The 3114-nt window shown below is 48.5% G+C and carries 3 protein-coding genes; all 3 read right to left on the bottom strand.

Going from position 1 to position 3114, the window contains the following annotated elements; translation table 11 throughout:
• On the bottom strand, positions 1–950 hold a 950-nt coding region (locus tag C5471_RS22850; protein ID WP_166296499.1), incomplete at its 3' end, for a DUF3396 domain-containing protein.
• A 15-nt stretch (positions 951–965) separates the two neighbouring features.
• Positions 966–2324, bottom strand: coding sequence for a VRR-NUC domain-containing protein (locus C5471_RS22845; RefSeq protein WP_133813397.1), 1359 nt, complete (start codon positions 2322–2324; stop codon positions 966–968).
• Positions 2325–2326: 2 nt separating this feature from the next.
• On the bottom strand, positions 2327–3114 hold a 788-nt coding region (locus C5471_RS22840), incomplete at its 5' end, for a bacteriophage T4 gp5 trimerisation domain-containing protein (protein ID WP_422630940.1).

The raw sequence follows: 3114 nt of genomic DNA, 5'->3' as shown, positions 1-3114 counted from the left end.
TAGCGGGCATACCAGGCCAGCGTGGAAGTTGAATTAAAATGTCCTTCACCATAAAAATGCAGAGAATGGCCTTCACGAGGAATAACCCGTATCGGGCGTATCAGCTGGTTAATGGCAAAATAACTCGCCGGGACATTGCCCGGTAGTGGTGTTAAGTCCGGGTATTGACCGGCTCGGATCATCAGACCATTGGAGTAAGGACTAATGACCACATCCGGATAACGGGCCAGTGTTTTACGTATCCAGACTTCTCCACCCAGACGTCTTACAAAGCGTTTGGACAGCAGGGTGATCCAGTTAATACCACGGATGGAGTGTTCATACTGTAATTTAGCTGTGTGCACTGCGGAGTTCACTTGCAGGGCAGGGTAACGTTGTGCCAGTTGGTACTCTAAAGGAAAGTAGTCATAGAAGTCGTTGGGTAAGACTAGACAGTAACCACAGTCCCCACTGTCTGGTTCGAGTTGTTCACACATAAAATCCAACCATGCCATAAAACGAGTCATGCCCTCTGGTTCTTTTAGATAATCCCAGGGCAGCACCAGACTCAGGTAGGAGCTACTATCGTCACCATCATCCTCATCGGAATCCAGGTAACACATCAGATAATTAGGTGCCTCATCTTCATTTTTGGCATCACTGACCACCCAACTAGAAAGCTGGTTTTTTTTCTGATTAAGAATACCTTCTTCGACTTTGGCAATATTTTCCGGTGAATATTTCTTTAACCCTTTCAGCTCATGACGGTGAAAACGCAGGTGGGTGCCAAATTCTTCGCGAAAGCGCCGGTAGCAGGCCAGAATGCGTTGCTTTTTCTCCTGAGTGTAGCCCTGTTTAAAAAACAGGGTAATTGAGATACCCAAGCGGGAGACGGTCAGTTCATCTCCATTAATAAAAAGAAAAGAGGTCAATTTTGATCTCAGTTGGGCAAAGTAATCTACAGTTTCCATTATTTTCTCCGTTAATTATAAGGCGGTGGCAAATGTCACACTCGCCAATATGGCCAGGATGGCAGCTAACGCGGCGGCGCTCACCGCGGCAGCAGCGGCTAAAATTTCCACCAGTGCAATCAGCGCAGCAGCGACGGCAAGGGTGACAAGGATAACGACGGCAACGCCGGCAACAATTACAACCACTTCCAGCATTCCTTCACCCACCTCTTTTAATATTTGCATCCAGCGAATGTTTTTCAGCTCTTCCAGGGTGATATCTGAGCCCTGTTGCACGGTTTGCCACTGGGTTTTTATCTCACTCTCCGTCCAGGTCACGATTTTTCCCGTTTGTTCATTAACCCAGGAAAATGCGTAGCTGACCTGATGGCTTATCGGGTCAATAATCTCTTCACATACCCATTTGCCGGATTGATTGAACCAGGTACCAAACTGGGCAAGGAGCTCCCGGGTACTGTTGCGGACATAATTCAACCCATTTTCGGCCAGACCAGCCACCTCCTGCCCGAGGACAACCCAGTCTTCATAGCTGGGTAAAAACGACCAGCGGGAAGTGCTGAGAAGCGGGAGTTTTTTTGTCAGCGGCTGGGGAATGGTCCCCGGTGCACCCTCTTCGGGAGGGATAGGTAAAGCTTCCTCATCAGGAGGCGAACCGGGTGGCAGCGGGGCCAGCGGTATCGGATTTTTATAGTGGTGGGAACCGGGTTGATAATGTTTTCGCCATGCTTCATCATACTGTTTTTGCTCTTCTGTGCGATTATCGCTGATACGCATTACACCAAAGCGGTCTTCGGTCGCAATCTGAATGTAATCAGTTTGTTGTCCCAGAGTTAGGTCATCCCCCGGAAATTTCACCTCAATCAGCATCTTCAAATTATCAGGGTGCACAGAACCATCGAAGTAGGTGGCATTTCTGCCCGGCCAGCGGAGAGCCTCCTCTTTAACCAGAATAATATCGGGGCGTCGAATACGCTTAACACCAAACTTCTTCGTATCGTCGGCAGAAGGTCGGGCAAATGGATTGCTGGATTGCGGTAAATTACCGCTATAACGCTGTTTAGAGGCCAGACTGGTCGCCAGCATGGGAAGAGGTACATCTTTAGGCCCTCTGATAGCAAATACCACTTCCGCTTTATAGGGCCACAGAAAGTCATGTTTAAGTTCCTCAACCTTAATCAACCCACTCATAATGACTTGATTAAGAAAGCGGATAGCCCCCAGTTTAGTGATAATCATTGCCGGCAGCCGCAGAGCGTATTCGGCTTTTTCCGCCAGATAGCAGGGATCTTCATCGGCGGGAAAGACGCCTATTTCCATCGTGCAATTAATTGAGGTCACTGCTGGGCACATCTTGCCGCTGTTGGATGCTGTCATATTTATTTCTCCGTAAATTCCATCACATGTTCTACCGGTGTGTTATCACTGGCCTGATATAAGGTTTGCTTCGGTTTCGGTGGGGTTTCCGGTGAACTCAGTTGCAGATTTTCTTCTGCCTCACTCTGTACGGTTACAGTTCTGCCCAGCGTGTCAGTTTTACCGGAAAGAGTCTGACCGCCAGCGGTGGTAATGGTATAGCGGGTATTCACCAGCGGCTTACCGCTCTGCTCACTGAACAGGGTATAGCGGGCAGAATAGTCAAACAGCGCATCGGCGGATTTCTTCCCGGTGAGATGGTCAGTCATGGTGATACTGACCCCTTCGATACGAATATTCCCCATCGGGTCAATCACTATCTGGCCGCCGGCGTTCCCAATAGTGATTTGTCCACTTTCCGAGTGCACAGTGATATGTTTACCCACGGTAATTTGCTGGTTATCGGTGACGTTCAATTGATGGCTTTTACCAATTGAAATAGCTTGCTGGCCTTGAATGGTCACCGTTTGATTTTTGCTAACTTCCAGCGTCTGGAAGCCCTGCACAGCTTCGTCATCATCGTGTTTAATTATCACCGTGCGGTTATGCGCAACGTCTGTTTTCTGGTCATGGTTTATCTGCGTGGTTTTATCCCGAAGAACCCGCGTATTCATATCCCGTTGAGCATGAATAAACACTTCCTCGCTGCCGTTTTCATCCTCAAAACGCAATTCGTTAAAGCCATTTCCTTTATGGGTTTTGGTTCTGAATGTGGTACGGGTCTTTTCCGCCGGTAAATTCAACGGCGGAC

The organism is Photorhabdus tasmaniensis (assembly GCF_011189505.1).
In the GTDB taxonomy this organism is placed as follows: domain Bacteria; phylum Pseudomonadota; class Gammaproteobacteria; order Enterobacterales; family Enterobacteriaceae; genus Photorhabdus; species Photorhabdus tasmaniensis.
Note: the sequence above shows the minus strand (reverse complement) of the source record. Positions and strands in the feature narration are given on the sequence as shown.